Origin of the sequence: Bacillus sp. AM1(2019), from assembly GCF_009906915.1 — a bacterium.
Taxonomy (GTDB): domain Bacteria; phylum Bacillota; class Bacilli; order Bacillales; family Bacillaceae; genus Bacillus; species Bacillus velezensis.
This window is the reverse complement of sequence record NZ_CP047644.1, coordinates 3,333,599-3,349,452: the sequence shown is the minus strand read 5'-3', so window position 1 is coordinate 3,349,452 and position 15,854 is coordinate 3,333,599. Positions and strand designations below refer to the sequence as shown.

Annotated in this window: 15 protein-coding genes and 2 pseudogenes; 14 read left to right on the top strand and 3 right to left on the bottom strand. The window is 47.5% G+C overall.

The annotated features are described in order from the left end of the window. Positions 1–13: 13 nt before the first annotated feature. Positions 14–868, top strand: coding sequence for a PfkB family carbohydrate kinase (locus tag GNE05_RS16575; RefSeq protein ID WP_029973611.1), 855 nt, complete (start codon positions 14–16; stop codon positions 866–868). Between the two features lie 24 nt (positions 869–892). Here the strand turns inward: GNE05_RS16575 and GNE05_RS16570 are convergent, their stop codons facing one another. Then, complete coding sequence (locus GNE05_RS16570; RefSeq protein ID WP_029973612.1) at positions 893–1,621, bottom strand: transcriptional regulator FrlR; 729 nt, start codon at positions 1,619–1,621, stop codon at positions 893–895. Positions 1,622–1,776: 155 nt separating this feature from the next. On the opposite strand from GNE05_RS16570, the gene GNE05_RS16565 reads away from it, so the two are divergent. Then, positions 1,777–2,883 (top strand): ABC transporter ATP-binding protein, encoded by a 1,107-nt coding sequence (locus GNE05_RS16565; protein ID WP_029973613.1) that lies wholly within the window; start codon positions 1,777–1,779, stop codon positions 2,881–2,883. A gap of 49 nt (positions 2,884–2,932) precedes the next feature. On the opposite strand, the gene GNE05_RS16560 is transcribed toward GNE05_RS16565, so the two are convergent. Next, the gene (locus GNE05_RS16560) at positions 2,933–3,802 is read right to left on the bottom strand and encodes an endonuclease I family protein (protein ID WP_014418810.1); all 870 of its coding nucleotides are present in this window, start codon (positions 3,800–3,802) and stop codon (positions 2,933–2,935) included. A 195-nt stretch (positions 3,803–3,997) separates the two neighbouring features. On the opposite strand from GNE05_RS16560, the gene allC reads away from it, so the two are divergent. The 9 genes and pseudogenes from allC to GNE05_RS16525 all read left to right on the top strand — a co-directional run. Further along, a complete protein-coding gene (allC, locus tag GNE05_RS16555; RefSeq protein ID WP_014418809.1) occupies positions 3,998–5,239 on the top strand; it encodes an allantoate deiminase in 1,242 nt (413 codons plus the stop codon). An 18-nt stretch (positions 5,240–5,257) separates the two neighbouring features. Then, positions 5,258–6,511, top strand: coding sequence for a pyridoxal-phosphate-dependent aminotransferase family protein (locus tag GNE05_RS16550; RefSeq protein ID WP_100261993.1), 1,254 nt, complete (start codon positions 5,258–5,260; stop codon positions 6,509–6,511). Positions 6,512–6,632: 121 nt separating this feature from the next. Then, complete coding sequence (locus tag GNE05_RS16545; RefSeq protein ID WP_072177417.1) at positions 6,633–7,829, top strand: MFS transporter; 1,197 nt, start codon at positions 6,633–6,635, stop codon at positions 7,827–7,829. Between the two features lie 164 nt (positions 7,830–7,993). Continuing rightward, on the top strand, positions 7,994–8,125 hold the full coding sequence (locus GNE05_RS21435; protein WP_266023836.1) for a hypothetical protein: 132 nt from the start codon (positions 7,994–7,996) through the stop codon (positions 8,123–8,125). A 686-nt stretch (positions 8,126–8,811) separates the two neighbouring features. Further along, positions 8,812–9,075: pseudogene (locus GNE05_RS21560) on the top strand (hypothetical protein); the annotation flags it as partial. Next, positions 9,030–9,776, top strand: a complete 747-nt coding sequence (locus tag GNE05_RS16540; RefSeq protein WP_059367888.1) for a hypothetical protein — start codon at positions 9,030–9,032, stop codon at positions 9,774–9,776. The pseudogene GNE05_RS21560 and the gene GNE05_RS16540, both read left to right, overlap by 46 nt. Positions 9,777–10,184: 408 nt before the next feature. Beyond that, positions 10,185–10,538 (top strand): hypothetical protein, encoded by a 354-nt coding sequence (locus GNE05_RS16535; protein ID WP_104842788.1) that lies wholly within the window; start codon positions 10,185–10,187, stop codon positions 10,536–10,538. Continuing rightward, the gene (locus tag GNE05_RS16530) at positions 10,504–10,785 is read left to right on the top strand and encodes a hypothetical protein (protein WP_160182999.1); all 282 of its coding nucleotides are present in this window, start codon (positions 10,504–10,506) and stop codon (positions 10,783–10,785) included. The genes GNE05_RS16535 and GNE05_RS16530 overlap by 35 nt, the downstream gene beginning before the upstream one ends. 32 nt (positions 10,786–10,817) lie before the next feature. Then, positions 10,818–11,253, top strand: a pseudogene (locus GNE05_RS16525) (XkdF-like putative serine protease domain-containing protein); the annotation flags it as partial. 141 nt (positions 11,254–11,394) lie between these two features. On the opposite strand, the gene GNE05_RS16520 reads toward GNE05_RS16525, so the two are convergent. Next, positions 11,395–12,990 carry a PucR family transcriptional regulator gene (locus GNE05_RS16520; RefSeq protein WP_022553734.1) on the bottom strand — a complete coding sequence of 532 codons (1,596 nt, stop codon included), beginning with the start codon at positions 12,988–12,990 and terminating at the stop codon, positions 11,395–11,397. 182 nt (positions 12,991–13,172) lie between these two features. Here GNE05_RS16520 and GNE05_RS16515 point away from each other — a divergent pair, with 182 nt between their 5' ends. The 3 genes from GNE05_RS16515 (at position 13,173) to GNE05_RS16505 (ending at position 15,841) form a co-directional block, all read left to right on the top strand. Next, positions 13,173–14,537: an allantoinase gene (locus GNE05_RS16515; RefSeq protein ID WP_061862541.1), complete on the top strand. Its 1,365-nt coding sequence runs from the start codon at positions 13,173–13,175 to the stop codon at positions 14,535–14,537. Positions 14,538–14,609: 72 nt separating this feature from the next. Continuing rightward, on the top strand, positions 14,610–14,963 hold the full coding sequence (locus GNE05_RS16510; RefSeq protein WP_007408736.1) for a YunG family protein: 354 nt from the start codon (positions 14,610–14,612) through the stop codon (positions 14,961–14,963). Between the two features lie 26 nt (positions 14,964–14,989). Further along, positions 14,990–15,841, top strand: coding sequence for a DUF72 domain-containing protein (locus GNE05_RS16505; protein WP_014418802.1), 852 nt, complete (start codon positions 14,990–14,992; stop codon positions 15,839–15,841). The last annotated feature ends 13 nt before the right edge of the window (positions 15,842–15,854 follow it).

The window sequence follows — 15,854 nt, the reverse complement described above, 5'->3', positions numbered from 1 at the left end:
GGAGGATGAAAAGATGAAACTGATAGCGGCCGGAGATAATGTAGTAGATTATTATCAGGATCAGGAGACGTTTTACCCGGGCGGAAATGCGTTAAATGTAGCCGTGCTTGCCCGGCGCTTAGGCCACGAAACTTCTTATATCGGGATTCTCGGCAGTGATGAAGCGGCGGATCACGTATTGAATGTGCTGAAACTGGAGAAGGTGAATGCCGATCTGATCCGCCGGGCATACGGAGAAAACGGGATGGCGGTCGTCACGCTTGATGAAAGAGGGGACAGGATATTTGCCGGATCAAATAAAGGCGGCGTGCAATCGCGTCTGACGCTCGCTTTTCAGGAGAATGACATCTCATTTATCGCCGGACATGATCTGCTGCATACGAGCGTATACAGCAGGATAGAACGTGACCTCCCGATGCTGAGCGGCCATGCGCCGATTTCCTTTGACTTCTCTGTAAAACGTGACGAAGCCTATTTAGAAGCAGTCTGTCCGTACGTGACGTATGCGTTTTTTTCCGGGAGTGATTTGAGTGAAAGTGAATGTGTGCGGCTTGCCGAAAAAGCCCGCGGTTTCGGAGCGAAAATCGTCTGTCTGACAAGGGGAGAATATGGCGCGGTGTTATCGGATGGGGAACGCGTCTATCATCAGCCGGTGGTAAGAGCTGATATAATAGATACATTGGGCGCGGGTGATTCATTTATCGCCGGGTTTCTTACCGATTTCTTCGAGCATCAGGATATTCGGCGAGCGCTTACTGCGGCCGCCGGGACGGCTGCCAAAACATGCGGAGGGTTCGGAGCGTTCGGTTACGGGCATCCCTACAGGCCGGGCGGCGGGAAAAGCAGTGAAAAAACGAGAATACGATAAGCATTGTCTCGTTTTTTATACTTGTTACGCATAGGGACTGTTAATGGTAAACGTGACGCGGTCGGTATGCATTACAAACAGCGAGCTGTATATCGGCTGGTCTTTTGACATAAAAGCGGTTTTGTCAATTTCAAAAAGCGCATCCCCGATATCACAAGCCAGATAGCAGCTTTCTTCCTGCTTGGCGTATACGACATTTAACAGTTTCGTATTATGGGTGGGCACCACCTGATAGTGCTGTTTCAAAATGTCATGCATCGACACGCCGCCTTTAATATGCTTGCCGATGTCGGGAAATAAACTGAGCGGATAGTGGGCGATTTCGAATGAGAGCGGCTGGTCGTCGTGAAATAAAATGCGTTTTAATTCAAGAACGGGACTTTCGGAATCGACGCGAAGTTTTTGGGCGATGGATTTAGGCGCTTCAATGATTTCATGAGAAAGGATCTGGTGTTTCGGTTTTTTCCCCGTTGATTCCATAAATTCAGAGTAGCCGTTGACCGCGATGAGCTCCCGCTTCAGTTTAGGGCTTTTAACGAACGTTCCCTTTCCCTGCTGCCGGACGAGCCAGCCTTCTTCCACAAGATCAAGGATGGCCTTCCTGACCGTTATGCGGCTCACGTTGTACGTTTCGCACAGCTCATTTTCAGTCGGCAGTTTTACGGACGGCGAATAAACGCCCTTCTTGATATCGTCCGCGATAATTTGTTTCAGCTGAATATATAAAGGTTTCGAGCTCCCGTTATTTAACAATGGGACGGACCTCCTTTGTCAAGTAGTAGTACTATTATATGTATTATGACGTTATAATACAAATTTGCTTTTCATTTATGAATCTGTCAGAAACCCCGAACATTTTTAACATAACAGAAAGACGTGGCGGTTTCCAGTATTGGAGGAGGTTTCGAATGGCATCATTAACATTTGACCATATCAAAAAAACATACGGCGCCCAATCGGCGGCAGTGAAGGATTTTCACTTAGATGTAAAAGATGAGGAGCTGCTGGTGCTTGTCGGTCCCTCCGGCTGCGGCAAATCTACGACACTCAGAATGATTGCCGGACTGGAGAGCATTTCTGAGGGGAAGCTTTATATCGACGGAGACGCGGTAAACGATCTGCCCCCGAAGGATCGTGATATCGCGATGGTTTTTCAGAATTACGCGCTGTATCCCCACATGACGGTGTTTGACAATATGGCGTTCGGTTTGAAGCTCAGAAAGCTGCCGAAAAAAGAAATCGCAGAGCGAGTCCGGACGGCCGCTGATATTTTGGAAATCGGGCATCTGCTCAAGCGGAAACCGAAGGCTCTCTCAGGCGGGCAGCGGCAGCGGGTTGCGCTCGGCCGGTCGATCGTGCGGGAGCCGAAAGTGTTTCTGATGGACGAGCCGCTTTCCAACTTAGATGCGAAATTGCGAGTGACGATGCGCGCCGAAATCAGCAAGCTCCATCAGCGTTTGAAAGCGACCATCGTTTATGTGACGCATGATCAGACGGAAGCGATGACAATGGGCGACCGGATTGTCGTGATGAATGAAGGAGATATTCAGCAGGCCGCAAGCCCCCATGAGATTTATCATTATCCGGCGAATATGTTTGTGGCGGGTTTTATCGGTTCTCCGAGTATGAATTTTATAAAAGGCCTCATTGAAGAAAGTCACGGGCAATGGTATTTTGCCGGTTCGTCCGTTCGTCTGCCCATTCCGAAAGAAAAAGCGGCCGTTCTTGTGCAGAAAGGATACAGCGGTAAGGAGATGATTGCGGGGCTGCGTCCGGAGCAATTGACGCTTGCCGGACAATCAGAGCACCCGCCTGAAGCGGTGTGCCGCGCTGTGGCGGAAGTATGTGAAAACTTAGGCGCGGAGATGTACGTTCATGCGGTGAGCGGAAATAACCGCATGACGATCCGTCTTGACGGCGCTTCACAGGTGAAACCCGGCGATGCCATTCTGCTTGCGGTCAATATGAACCGGGCCGTCTTTTTTGATGCCGACACTAAAAACGCCGTATATTGAAAAAGGGAGCCTGATGATCGGGGCTCCCTTATCACTTCTTATGATACCATTACCAGATTTCGTCCGCCCATTCCGGATGGTCGATAAACGGATTGCGGTTATGCTGATAGTCTTCGTAAATGATTTCGTTCCGCCGTTTTTCCTTACTGTCGACGGGGTCTTGTTGATTCCATTTGAGCAAAACGGACAGTTTTCCCATGTAAGGAGCTGAGCCGTTTCCGGTTTTATCATTCAGCTCAAGGTCAGGATACCCGTCTTCTCCTTCATAACGCACCGCCATGTAAAACAGCATGCGGGCGACATCTCCTTTGACCTCATCGCGCGGTTCCCAGGAATCACCGTCGTAATAATTGCCCGGCGCTTTCGGGTATTCTGAGCCGCCGTTATCAAAATCCATGTTTCCTCTGGCACTGTTCACCTGGACGTCTGCAGGGCGCAGATGATGAATGTCCGTCCCGGGGCCGGCAGCTGTTCCGAAGTTTCCGTGTGACTTTGCCCATACGTGTTCACGGTTCCAGTCTCCGCCGCTGCCGCCGTTTTTACTTTTGGCCCGTGATTCTTGGGTGTAGAGCAAGATGACATTGTTCGGATTTGCCGGATCTTCGTCAGTTTCCTTCAATGCATTCCATACTTGGCTGTAAGACAGCTTTGTATGTCCGCTGATGATGCGGTGCAGGGCGCTCTTTAAGGCCGTTCCGCTTTTTCCGGAAGCTTCTTTGTAATATGTGTCCGTATCCGCAGACGGAGTGATGACAGCTGAGGCAGTTTGCGGAAAAAGAGTTGTGCCGCCGGCAGTTGAAACCGCCATCCGGCTGTACAGATTCGTGTCAGCCGGCGCGCCCGCAGAGGCTGACGGCGCGGCCCATCCAAAAATGAAAAACAGGCAGACAATCGGCAGAAACCAAAGTTTTTTTGTCATGACTTGCCCTCCTTTACCTCTATTATCCAAAAAATAAATCTAATATTCTATCTTTTTTGAAAAATGGTTCCTTCGGCTTATTGGTCAAAGTATCCGGAAAATCATTGATTTTTTGGAAGATATGATAATGAACTCGTTATGCGCTCCTTCTATAATGAAGATCATCTTGTCAGCAGTTTAAAAAGGAGGGCGTGTATGGAACACCAGCAGCTTTCGGCGGCGAATATCGGGATTTCCGATGATATACAATGGCTGTCTCAATTCGGCGCTTCCGCTTCCGGCGGAGTGACGAGGCTTTTATATACGAAAGAATGGATGGACGCCCAGCTTGCCGTCAAAAAGAAAATGGAGGCGTTCGGGCTGGAAACGGCATTTGACGATGTCGGTAACGTATTCGGCCGGCTGAACGGCACAGAATCGCCTGATGAGGTGATTCTGACCGGGTCGCATATTGACACTGTTATTGACGGCGGCAAATATGACGGTGCGTTCGGCGTGCTGGCGGGCATGCTGGCGATCCGGCATTTGCATGAGACGTGCGGGCGTCCGAAAAAAACGCTGGAAGCTGTGTCGCTCTGTGAAGAGGAAGGGAGCCGTTTTCCCATCACCTATTGGGGCTCAGGCAATATCACCGGTGCTTTCTCACTTTCAGATGCGGAAACGCCGAAAGACGCGTCCGGCATTTCTCTGAAAGAAGCCATGCGGCATAACGGCTTCGGTGCAGGCCGTTATCCGGCGCCGCTGCGCACTGATATTAGTGCCTTTCTGGAAATTCATATAGAACAGGGGCAAACGCTTGAACGATCGGGAAAGGATATCGGGATTGTCACCGGGATTGCCGGACAGAGACGCTATACCGTTACGCTTGACGGTGAATGCAACCATGCGGGGACCACTTCAATGAAATGGCGGAAAGATCCGCTCGCGGCGGGAAGCAGCATCATCCATGAACTCATGCTCTCAGCGGAAAGACAGCCGGAAGAGCTCCGCCTGACGTGCGGGAAAATGACGGTTGAGCCGAATATGGCGAATGTCATTCCGGGCCGTATCCAGTTTTCCGTTGATATTCGCCACCGGCAGGAAGACGTGCTGGCAGCCTTCCATCAGAAACTGGTATCGATTGTTGAAAACATCAGCCGCAGCAAAGGAGTCAGACCCTTTATTGATGAATATATGAGGATAGAGCCGGTTCAAATGGATCAGAAACTGACGCGAACCGCAGCGGAGGCTGCAAAAGAACAGGGGGCGGACCCGGAGAAAATCGTAAGCGGAGCGGGACATGACGCCCAGATGCTCGGCAGAACCTTTCCGGCCTGCATGCTGTTTGTGCCGAGCCGTGGCGGGATCAGCCACTCGCCGCTTGAATTCACATCCGCACATCAGCTTGAAACCGGCGTCCTTACGCTGGCGAATGTATTACATAAACTTGCCTATTAACGTAAAGGGGGAATCGGCATGCCGACCAGAAAAGAATTGTGCATTCCGCAAAGAACGATTATGACACCGGGACCGACAGAAGCTGAACCGAGAGTGCTGAGGGCGATGGGCGCTCCGATCATCGGCCAGTTTGACCCGGCATTTACCGGCATCATGAACGAAACGATGCAAATGCTCCGTGAATTGTTTCAAACGGAAAACCGCTGGGCCTATCCGATTGACGGCACATCAAGAGCGGGGATTGAGGCTGTTCTCGCAAGTGTGATAGAACCGGGCGACAGCGTGCTCATTCCGATATACGGACGCTTCGGATACCTGCTGACTGAAATCGCCGAGCGGTACGGAGCGGACGTTCATACGATCGAGTGTGAATGGGGAGCGGTCTTCCGGCCTGACGAGATTATCAGCGAGATGAAAAAGATTTCCCCGAAAATCGTCGCTATGGTGCACGGAGAAACATCAACGGGGCGGATTCAGCCGCTGAAAGAAATCGGAGAAGCGTGCCGCGCCCAAGACGCACTCTTTATCGTGGATGCCGTGGCCACGATCGGAGGCTGCGCCGTAAAAACGGATGAATGGAAGATTGACGCAGTCATCGGGGGAACGCAAAAATGCCTATCGGTCCCTTCCGGAATGGCGCCGATTACTTATAATGACCGGACGGCCGCTGTCATTGCCGCGCGTAAAAAGGTAGAACGGGGCATTGCGACGGCGGCTGACGGCAAAATGCTGTCCGGTCATCGGCCCATTACGAGCAACTATTTTGATCTGAGCCAGCTCGAAGATTATTGGAGTGAAAGAAGGCTGAATCACCATACAGAAGCGACAGCAATGCTTTATGCGCTGCGGGAGGGTGTGCGCCTTGTCCTGGAAGAAGGACTTGAAGAACGGTTCCGCAGGCATCGGCGTCATGAAAAAGCGCTTACGGCGGGACTTGCAGCGATGGGCCTTGATTTATTCGGCGATCCGGAGGCGAAGCTGCCTGTCGTCACATGTGTGAAGATTCCGCCGGAAGCAGACGGCGAATCGATCAGAAGTATGCTTTTGTCTCAATTCGGAATTGAAATCGCCAGCTCGTTCGGTCCGCTGCAGGGGAAAATTTGGAGAATCGGAACGATGGGCTACAGCTGCAGAAAGGAAAATGTGCTGTTTGTGCTGGCCGGACTTGAAGCGGTTCTGATCAGACACGGAGTTGCCGTTAAAGCCGGGGAAGCGCTGCAGGCGGCCCTTAACATATATGATCTGCCGGCTGAAACCGGTGTTCTGTCATGAGACTTGAAAACGAGATTGAAATCATCTGGACTTTTTTCCCTTTTGCCCGTTATACTGAATGGTATAAAAAATGACAAATATGGAATGGTCATCTGTTTGTCTGGGGAGAAGGTAAGAAATCATGGCGTACATAGGCCGATTGTCAATTTTAATGCTGAATATGTTTATTGCGATGCTTGGAATCGGATTGATTATTCCGATTATGCCCACCTATATTACCGAATTCGGTGCGACGGGGAGCACGATGGGTCTGCTTGTTGCGGCGGCGGGGCTTACACAGCTTTTATTTGCGCCTATTGCCGGGGAAATAACCGACAAATACGGACGGCGGAAACTGATTATTTTCGGCATCGCCGCCTTTGCCGTGTCACAACTGATCTTCGCCTTTGCCGGAAGCCTGTGGCAACTGTTCGCATCCCGGCTTTTAGGCGGAATGGGCGCGGCGTTTTTAATGCCGTCAATGTTCGCTTACATAGCGGATATTACGACCGAAGAAGAACGCGGGAAAGGAATGGGGCTGTTCAGCGCGGCGATGACGCTCGGTGTTGTCATCGGGCCCGGTGTCGGAGGCTATTTGGTTCATTACGGCATGTCTGTGCCGTTCATCGTGTCTGCAAGTCTCGCCTGCTTTTCAAGTGTGCTTTCATTTTTCTTTCTGCCCGAAACGCTGGGACGTGAAAAGCAGCTGGAAGCCCGGGCAAAAACGGAAAAACGTGAGCATCTGTTTAAGCAAATGTCACGCGCGCTCAAGTCGCCGTTCGCGTTTATGCTGATTCTGGTTTTTGTGCTGAACTTCGGAATTATGAACTTTGAATCTGTTTTCGGCCTTTACGTTGACCATAAACACGGATTTAAAGCCTCTGATATTGCCTTTATTATTACGGCTGCGGGTCTCATCGGCGTGTTTGTGCAGGCGGTCGGCGTCAGTTATCTCGTCCGCAAGTTCGGGGAAAAGCGCGTCATTAACGTGACGTTGATCGGGGCTGCTGCAGGACTTGTGTGGTGCCGGTTTGCGGGTTCCTATTGGACTGTTTTTGCTGCGGCAATCTTTTTTCTGACGCTGACATCGCTGCTCCGGCCGGCGGTTAATACGATGCTGTCGAAGCTCGCCGGTGACCAGCAGGGGTTTGCCGGAGGGATGAACACCTCATTCATCAGCTTAGCGAATATCGCCGGACCGTCAGCCGCCGGTTTTCTCTTTGATGTAAATATGGAATTTCCGTATATGCTGGGAGCGGCCATTCTCGCCATCAGTTTTCTGGCCGCGCTTGGCTGGGGCAAAAAGACACAGACCCGGCCGTTCACGCAGCAAGGATAAGAATCAAAAGCCTCCGGGTATCCGGAGGCTTTTTGCTGATTGCCGTTTATTCTTTGGCTCTGCATCTCTGAAATTGCAGAGATGCGCATAGAGGGAAAATCATATCGAACGCCATTGTGAATTATAGGGAAATCAGTTGTTCCGTATGCTCAAGCATAGCGCGAATGGAAACCGGAACAGGTGTAGATAAAGGAAAACCAGATTTATCGCTTGACGAGTCTGACGAATTTGATCTGCCGGAAGTTGATCAAAAAAGAAGGCAGTCAGGCGGGAACCACATAGATCGGCGTAAATGAAGAATGGGAAAAAGCAGCGGTGTTAATATTTGCTGTTTCGCATGCAGAGTGAGAACAGTCTGCCTAAACGGGTCATTGGGATAATACGAACCGTTCAGCCGGGTGTAGGGGTTGATTGGTGACAACAAGGAGAGGTTAGCTTATAAAACCTCTCACGGAAGATGTTGCGATGGTTCCCCTGCACGGATTTTTCAGATTAAAACCCGCAATTAGGCCAACACACAATTATGCAAGAGACAATCATCTAAAAAGGGTGTCGGTAAGTACAATATGGTGTACGGAAAAGGAGTTGAAAATGTTGTATTATTACCCGTCATTCCATTTGTATCAGCGGCAAGAATTTAATTCTTATCCATGGGCCCATCAATTGACCCATTCAGGGAGCTCCCCCTATGTTTCCGCGCGCCCTCCTTTTTATAATTCTCCATGTTACAGAGAGTGCATAAGAAGCGGAGCGGATAGTTATTTCTGCTGCTATATCTGCGGTTTCTGTTAAAAAGAAAGACTTATAGAAGTAAGGTGATCTTTCCACGATGACAGTGAGACCATTATCCAGACAGCCATTAGCCAACACACGAAGCTTCATTACGATTCACGGAGGGGAAGCGCCCTCCTTTTTTGGAAATTTTATAAGAACCCCCTTCATGGCCCGTCAGAAGTGGTATTTGGTCTTGATATGTTCGACTGTTGGTGTTGACGAAGAATTCAAGAAACCAGGAAGCAGCGAAACTTGTATGTATCAGCGAGACACAAAGCTTTCCGCCGCTGAGCGGGTTCATTGTAGATGGGTGCTATCGCATGGGGTAGATAATGAAATTCTCGGCCTAACTAAAGAAATAAAAGAGCAGATTAGGTATTGGAAAAATCCAGATAAATGTTATATTTTTGATATAAGGAGGGAAATATGGACCAATTTATATCAACAATTATATTCACGATTCCTGGTTTAATTTGTTACTATTGGTTACAGCTGTTTGGGTTGACTCCAAATCAAAAGCACAATCCTTTTGAAATGTTAGGTATAAGTGTGTTGTTATGGATTCCTGTCTCAGGATTGAGTCTGATCACATACAATATATTAGTTCTTATATTGAATAGCTTATTAAACTATTATTCGACTAAGACTAACGGAATAACTGAACACTTTAAAGGTGATTATATAGGTGATCTAACAACCCTGAATAGTCACTTAACCAGCTTTTCATTTATAGCAGTATTTTTTGTATTCAGCCTTATCTTTAGTTACTGTGTAGCAAGAATTTATACTAAACTATATTTAAAATTGGTTATAGGAGCTGTTAATAAGGTTCGTAGGAAAAGAGGCTTAAACGGGCTTTCCAAATACCAAACAGTTTGGGAAGAAATTTTTGTGTCACAGGGGCAGAATGTAGTTGAACTTTCTAAGATTGACAATGAGGATAAAAAAATAATTGGAGATATAGAAAAAGTGTCCAGGCCGCTAGAGCCTGAACGAAACTTTGTTTTACGAGATATAACTTATTTTACCGAACTCGTAAAAAAGTACAATTTAAAAATTGAAAAGAGTTATATAGATGTTAAGGCAGGTATAAAAATAGGCGTTTTTAAAAAATCTGAAATTAAAAAAGCACAAATTATTGATAATGAATCAGATAACCCTATTGAGGATTGAATTATTTGCCTTTCCGTATTCTTGAGGATGGAACATCTACAGAAAACCGGTCTCTTTTTTCAACTTTCGGAACTGGTACCTCACTTGTAGGTCGAGGTCTAGGTACTCGGGATGGTGTAGAGTCTACTGAATTATTTTTCCGTGAATAATCAGAACCTTTGTTAGTATTACTCATTAATTTTATCACCTCCTTTTCTGATTAGACCAAAAATTAGATAAATCTGTCAAGATCAAGGCGTGAGACACAATAATGTGTCTCTTTTTATATTTTGAAAGGGGGTGAACAATATGCCAAGAGGTCGACAAGCTTGTCAGCTGATGAAAAAGAAGAGATTCGAAGAGAAGCCTTAGCAAACATGGAATAAAATAGTATAATAACCTCATTACTTTTGGGAATGAGGTTATTATATGAATTGGTTGGAATTTTTCTCATCCATATTAAACTCTTGGTCAGTTGCAATAGTAATTGTTGTGGCTATACTGAAAAAGCCAATTAGTAGTTTAATCAATAGAATTGGCAATCTCACAAATCTGAAATATAAAGATTTAGATTTAAGCTTTGGAGATAAGGTTAGTGAGATAAAATCTGAACTAGAATTTGGTAAAGTAATTGAGCAAACAGAGAAAAAGGATGAGGTAGGTCAAGAAAAGAAATTATTCATTGATGAAGTTATGCGTTTAGCTAAGGTTTCACCACAAGAGGCAATTTATAAAATGTGGCTGGAACTTGAAAAAGAGCTTAGATATGTTGGTGAGAGTTAATGCTCCTAATATAGGTGCAGCTGAAGAAATTGTGATATTTCTTCAGCAAGAGAATTATATTTCAACTAGAACAGGAAACATCATATTTTCATTACTGAATTTGAGAAATGCAGTTGCCAGGGACTATCCAGAAGCAAAGGATATTAAATACAGTGACGCAGTTGAATATTTTAAAATAATTGAAGAACTAATAGCTCAATTTAAAGAAATTTCAAGTGAATATTATGCTTATACCCCTTCTGTTTGATAGGGGTTTTTATTTTGAAAGGAGGTGAACACATGCCAAGAGAATTGATAAACGCAAAAATCACACATGTTTCTTATGTAGACAAGGCTGCGAATCAAAAGCAGTTCTTTTTTTTGAAATCAGAAAAACATCCGAACTTTTACAAGGAAGTAAAGACCCTTGCGAAAGAAGTGGACGAGCAAAAACTTGATTACGGTATCGTTTATGAGCCGGACACAGTGGATGCTCACGAGGATGTCATGATAGCTGCAGAAATTGAGAAGGTCCGCTCAAGGTTTCTTGAAAGATGCTCGTGGAATTGAAAAGCAGCATGACTTTCAGGGCGGCGTTGGTGAAATGGTTGAGTCTTATGTCGCTCCCCACTGATTTTTAAATGAATGGCGAAACCATCAAAAAAGGATCATGGGTGCTTGTGACAAAGGTTCCGAGGCAATTTGGGATGAAATTAAAAAGGGTGAGATTATCGGTTGCATCCCGGATATTAGAAAAAGCCTGATGACATCACTGGAAGCAGATTTTGACGGCAGCATTTTTTGAGGATTTAGCTGAATGAATCCCCCCTTAAATAGGATGCGGGAGAACACCCGCATCCCTGTCTCTAACTATTTCTTAACCGATCAGCCGCTGCATTCTCAGCGCGAGCCGCAGGCGCATCGTCGTTTCCGGATCTTTTAAGCTTTTGCCGAGCAGTTCCTCGCATTTTTCTAAACGATAGATCACCGTATTTCGATGGACGTACAGGCGCTTAGCCGTTTCTGAAATCTGGCAGTGGGTCTCCAGATAAACAGACAGCGTATGAAGCAGGCTCTGGTCTTCCTTTTGCCGGTCGGCCAGGCTTTGGAGGGTGGCTTCGTAAAACTTTTTCACATCTTCCGCGGGAAGCAGGCGGAGCAGCTCCGGCACGTCTTTGGCATGATAGATTTGAATAAACTCTGCGCTTCTGGACAAATGCCCGGATGAAATGGCGTCTGAAGCTTCGGTAAAAGCGTCAGGGACGTCGATCAGCTTTTGGCATATGTTTGAGATGCCGAAGGAGACAGTCCGTTTAAACTGCGTCCGGACCTGCTTTTGAAACTGCTCCAAAAAGCTGATGACAGACGCGTGCATTTCATTCCAGCTGTCTGTCGCTTCAATTAAAAGAATACCGACATTTCCTTTAATAAAGAGATGAGGGGGAAACGGAAAGGATGACAGCTCTCCTTCAAGCAGATCAAATACATGATCGGAAACGAGCTGATTTTCGGTAAAGCTGATCGTTTTCTCATTTCGGTCAAGTTTTCCGCAAATGCACATGTATTTCTGATCCCAGCGGAGCCGGAATTCTTTGGCGCGGCTTTTGATTTCTTCATGGCCGGTAAACGAGCGGTCGATGAAATTGCTGAAAAATTCATTGCGCGCCCGTCTGCCGAATTGTTTGATGGCATTTTCTTTCAGCAGTTCAAAGGAAATGACGTTGGCCGCCTGTTCAATTGTCAAAATCATGCCTTTATCAGCGGTCTGCACCAGCTCCGGAATCACCAGATAACCGCAGTTTTTTTCAACATTCAGAATCGGAAGGACAGAATACGCCTTTCTGTCAGACAGCATGGAAAAGCAGGTGAAATAAGGCCCGGAAAGGGAATAACAGATGTTTTTCAATAAAGACGTGTCAATGGGTATGCGGTGGGACGATGATAAGAGTTTTGTATGCTGATCCAAAAGCAGCACGGGAAGCCGGAGAATGTCTGAGAGCTTCTTAAGCAGGGATTGCAGCCCCTTGCCGCTCATGATGTGGTTTGTAAATTTTTTATGGGCGTAAATGGCCTGCTGGAGCTCATTTGAACGCATATCAAGAATATGGCTCAGAGTGGCGTTGACGATATCTCCGAGCCTGATGTCTTCCGGCAGCTCAATAATCGGAAATTCATACCGGTCGGCAAGCTCCGCCACATCTTTCGGAATGACATTAAGATAACGTTTCGTTTTGATCCCCAGTCCCGCGCAGCCCCGTTTTGCCATGAGGCGGATCAAATCTTTCAACAGCTGCGGGCGGTCCTTCAAGTGGTAAGCCGTCGTGACGAGCAATTCGTTTTTATGTAAAAAATCAGCGATGTCCGGCGCATCCATCATGTTGACGTGCTGCACCTCCCTCCAGCCGCCGGACTTGCCTGCGATTAATGCCGCCCGCTCATAAGCGGGAATCTTCATCACGTCATAAATATTCATCAGTAGTCAATCTCCTTTCAGGTTCTAAAGACAACCATTGGTTAATATGAATAAAAATCATCAAAAATTATAGCGGTTTTGCTGATGTATTACGATCATAGTAGCAGTAAACTGGCAATCATAGACGCATGTTGGGATAAAAACTGACAGAAAATCGTCATCCTTACAGGGAGGAAGATAAAATGGCCTATGACGTAATTGTAAAGGGTGCGAAAGCTGTGCGAAAAGGCGGAACAGAGCGGGCTGATATCGCCGTCAAGGACGGAAAAATTGCCTTGATCGGGCCCGGCATTGACGAAAACGCGGAACAAGTGGTGCAGGCGGACGGCATGTATGTGTTTCCGGGAGCGGTCGATTGTCACGTGCATTTCAATGAACCCGGCCGCGAAGAATGGGAAGGCATTGAAACCGGCTCAAACATGCTGGCTGCCGGCGGCTGTACGTCTTATTTTGATATGCCGCTTAACTGCATCCCTTCGACGGTAACTGCTGAAAACCTGCTGGCAAAGGCGGAAATCGCCGAACGGAAGTCAGCGGTTGATTTTGCGCTTTGGGGCGGTTTGATGCCCGGATATACCGAACATATCCGGCCGATGGCAGAAGCGGGGGCAATCGGGTTTAAAGCGTTTCTGTCTAAATCGGGAACGGATGAATTTCAATCAGCCGATGAACGGACTCTTTTAAAGGGAATGAAGGAAATCGCGGCGTGCGGCAAGGTTTTGGCCCTGCACGCAGAAAGCGACGCCCTCACCCGATTCCTTGAAGCCGAGTACGCGCTCCAAGGGAAAATTGATGCCCGCGCTTATGCTTCCTCACGTCCGGAAGAGGCCGAATGCGAGGCTGTGCAGCGGGCGATTGAGTATGCAAGAGCGACGGGATGCGCGCTTCATTTTGTACATATCAGCACGAAACGGGCCGTGCTCTCCATTCAGCAGGCGAAAAAAGACGGATTGGATGTCACCGTTGAAACGTGTCCGCACTACTTATTATTCAGCTTTGAAGACTTCTTCAAAAAAGGGGCGGCTGCCAAATGCGCTCCGCCGCTCCGCTCAGAGGCTGATAAAGAGGAATTGATCGGGGTTTTGGCTGAGGGCCTGATTGATATGGTGTCTTCGGATCATTCTCCCTGTCATCCGTCTTTGAAACGCGAGGATAATATGTTCCTGTCGTGGGGCGGGATCAGCGGAGGCCAATTTACGCTTCTCGGCATGATTCAATTAGCGATCGATCATGGGATTCCGTTTGAACATGTGGCCCGATGGACGGCCGAAGCACCGGCCAAGCGCTTCGGTTTAACGAATAAAGGCCGGCTTGAAGAAGGATTTGACGCTGATTTTGCCATTGTCCGGCCGGAACCTTTTACCGTCACAAAAGAAACGATGTTTTCCAAACATAAGCAAAGCCTGTATGAAGGCCGCACCTTTCCATACCGAATTGCTGCGACCTACAGCAAGGGGCGCTGTGTGTACCAGGATGGCGGTCGTAAGCAGAGCGGGGCATTCGGAACATTCCTGAAGCCTTCTCTAATAAAAGAGCCGATTCTCTGATGAGAATCGGCTTTTTTTGTCGTTTGGAAAGCGGGTCTCGTGGTATCTTTTTATAAAAAGGAGTAAAACACATTGTATGATCAAATCTTGAACATATTAACGGCATCGTGGTCGCGCAAGACTAGTACAAAATGGACGGAAGATTGCCCGGCCAAAGGCCAGTGCGGCGTGACGGCTTTAGTCATCCAAGATGTTTACGGCGGTGACATTCTCAAAACAAAAACCGGCACAAGCTGGCATTTTTATAACCGAATAGACGGGGAGATATATGATTTCACGAGCGGTCAGTTTTCAGAGCCGATCGTCTATCAGCACATTCTTTCTTCCAGAGATGAGGCATTTTCGGACACCAATGAACATCAATACCGGTTCCTGAAAAGTGCATTCAGAAAAAACATGGAAACGGAAAGAGAAAAACACCTGTGATAAACTAGAGTGAGAGGTGAAGGATTGTGATTTATATCGGACTGACGGGGTGGGGGGATCATGACAGCATCTATCCGCCTAAAACGGCGGGCCCGCAAAAACTGCAGGCGTATTCCTCCCATTTTCCCATCGTTGAGCTGGACGCGAGCTTTTACGCGATACAGCCCGCCCGCAATAACGAAAGATGGGTCAAAGAGACGCCGGAATCTTTTCAATTTGTCATTAAGGCATATCAAGGAATGACGGGCCATCAGCGCGGCGATATTCCCTTTGAATCGAAGGAAGAAATGTTTGAGGCGTTTAAGCTGTCATTATCGCCGTATATAGAGCATGGAAAGCTTGCCATGGTGCTGTTCCAATTCCCGCCGTGGTTTGACTGCAAGAAAGAAAACGTCGCATATTTAAGATGGTGCAGGCAGCAGATGGGCGATATTCCGTGCGCGCTTGAATTCCGCAACCGGTCTTGGTTTTCCCCGCCATTTTACGAACAGACGCTTTCTTTTATGAAGGAGGAAGGCTGGATTCACAGCATATGTGACGAGCCGCAAATCGGCGAGGGCAGCATTCCGACCGTCCTGAAAGCAACGGATGAAGAAAAAACGCTTGTCCGTTTTCACGGACGGAACAAGCAGGGCTGGATCAAACCAGACGGCGGACAAAACTGGCGTGAGGTCAGATATTTATACCGCTATAACAAACAGGAGCTCAAAGATTGGAAAAACAATCTTCAGGAGCTGAAAAAACAGTCGCGCAATCTGTATGTGCTCTTCAACAATAACTCAGGCGGAGACGCCGCCGATAACGGGCTTGAGATGCTTGAAATGTTAGATATCTCATATACCGGGCTTGCTCCGAAGCAGCTCGACCTATTCAGCTAGAAAAGAGGTTTCA